This is a genomic window from Nitrospirota bacterium, assembly GCA_016212185.1.
Classification (GTDB): Bacteria; Nitrospirota; Thermodesulfovibrionia; order UBA6902; family DSMQ01; genus JACRGX01.
The window spans coordinates 1-2,220 of the sequence record JACRGX010000035.1; the positions used below are offsets into that span (position 1 = coordinate 1).

Consider the following 2,220-nt stretch of genomic DNA (forward strand, 5'->3'; position numbering starts at 1 on the left):
CAGTAGAGCAGCAGCGCAGAAGTGCGGCAGCGTAATTGTGCAAGAATAGTTTTCTTAACCTGCTGTTCTGATGTGCTATTGCTCTGCTGCTCTGACTTGAGCCTCCATTTCACATACATCACCAGACTCAGGAGATAAAACATCGTTGCAAGGGATGTAAACCTCTGAACGATATATGTAACTGCCTGCGTCTGAATTGGGTGCGAGACAAAGAGCAAACTTGAAAATAAGGCGATTAAAGAAGAACGAGGGTTGAAGGTTGAAGGATGAAGGTTGAAATACGGCGTTTGAAAGGTCAGGATGACAAGCCGGTAAACGAGCAAGGCATTAATGATATGAATGATGATATTAACTATGTGGTAGTCTGTAACGTTAAGTCCTCCAAATTTATAGTTCAAGGCAAATGTCAAAAACCCAACCCATCTGGACCCGGCAGTCGGCCAGAAGCTACTGAGGTTTCTTAATTTATGGTTGTCAACAATAAAGTTATGATCATCAAACTGAAAAGGCACATGGAACGTATTTGAGTATGCAATCAAACCGATTATGACAATTAATAAAATGTGAACTATTGGTTTATGCAGGAGAGTTGTTCTGGCATGAGTTGTTTGCAATATATGCGCCATTTATTCATTAACTTTTATCAGAATTTCATCCGCAAGTTTATAGGCATTTTCAATGCAGTCATTCATGCCTACGCCTTTGTATGCGTTGCCCGTCAGGAATAAGTTAGGATGAGATTTAAGTCTTTTGGCAATCAGTCTTAACCTGTCGCCGTGTCCGATGACATATTGGGGAATTGCCTTTTCCCATCTGTAAATTCTCACCAGAGAGGGGTCTTCTTTAAGCGAGACGAGGGGCTTCAATTCGTCAAAGACAGTGTTTATCAGCACGTTGTCGTCAAGGAACGCGAGATGCGGAGATTTTGCGCCGCCAGCCATGGTTCTTAAAAGAATGTGTCCTTCAGGCGCCCGGTTCGGGAATATGCTTGAGTCCCACAGCGTGCCGAGGATTTTTCTGCTTTCTATATGAGGTATCAAAAATCCAAAGCCGTTTAAGTCATGGCATACCTTGTCACGCCTGTATCCAAAACATATAACGGCCACCGGCGCGTATGGGATGCCTGCGAGTGTCTGTGACAATTCCCTGTCAAAGTCCTTCAGGATTTCCGCAGAGGCATAGGCAGGGGTTGCAAGAACAACCGCATCTGCATTAACAATACCCTGCGACGTATGGAGCTGATACAGATTGCCTTTTTTCTCAATACCGTGCGCAGAAACGCCAAGTGTTACTCTTCCGTTAAGTTTTTCTTTAAGCGCATCGGTAATGGTCTGAGCTCCGTCATAAAAAGATGTAAGCGTGCCTGAAGGGGCAGGGCTGATATTTTCAGATTTGAGATTTGAGATTTGAGATTTGAGTTTCTTTGCTCTTTGCAGTTTTATCATCGCGCGTATGAGACTGCCGTATTCCTGTTCAAGTTCTTTTATCTTCGGGAAGCAGTGTTTAATGCTCATCTTATGCGGGTCTCCGGCAAATATGCCTGAACACATGGGGTCTATCAGTTTTTCAAGAGCTTCTTTTCCAAGCCGCCGTATAACAAAATCCGCAACTGTTTCATCATCAGGACCTTTCGGGGCAATAAGATCCAGGGCAAGCCTGAGCTTTCCCTTCCACGACATGAATCCTGATTTCAAAAATGCAGACGGTGAATCAGGCAGTGCGTTGAGCATCCCGCCTGAATAGATGAATCTTTTTTTTGCGTTCTCATTGCTTCTGAGGGGTGAAATTTCCAGCTCTTTGCACAACTCAAGCGTTATGGGTTTGTTGTCAAGAAATCCATTTGCACCTTTTTCACAGAGGAAGCCGTCTGTTTTATCGCTCCAGATTTTTCCGCCGGCTCTCATATCAGATTCAAACACCGCAATCTGCAAGTTATCCCTTCTGCTTAAAAGGGCATAAGCGGTACTTAGGCCTGAAAGCCCTCCGCCCACAATAGCTATTCTTATCATGTAACTCCTATTAACATGGTAATTCCCTGCGCCTCTAAACCCTCCACCTATACGGGGGAGGGCAAGGGTGGGGGTGATAATATGGTATTTTCACCCTCCCCTTTATCCCCTCCCGTCAAGGGAGGGGAGATTTACTGTTTGATTTATTTTTGTCAGCACAAGCTCTTTAAGTGCATTTATAAATCCTTCAGATGCATTCAAAGACCGGCAC

At 44.3% G+C, this 2,220-nt stretch carries 2 protein-coding genes; both read right to left on the minus strand.

What is annotated here, in order from left to right; genetic code table 11:
• The coding region (locus tag HZA10_04105; protein MBI5195488.1) for a hypothetical protein at nt 1-626 on the minus strand (626 nt) is incomplete at its 3' end.
• Entirely contained in the window at nt 627-2,009 is a 1,383-nt protein-coding gene (hemG, locus tag HZA10_04110; GenBank protein MBI5195489.1) for a protoporphyrinogen oxidase, read from the minus strand.
• Nucleotides 2,010-2,220 lie beyond the last annotated feature (211 nt).

What these genes read in the sequence shown, in the direction of transcription:
- hemG (MBI5195489.1), bottom strand. Translation starts at nt 2,009, where the DNA reads ATGATAAGAATAGCTATTGTGGGCGGAGGGCTTTCAGGCCTAAGTACC.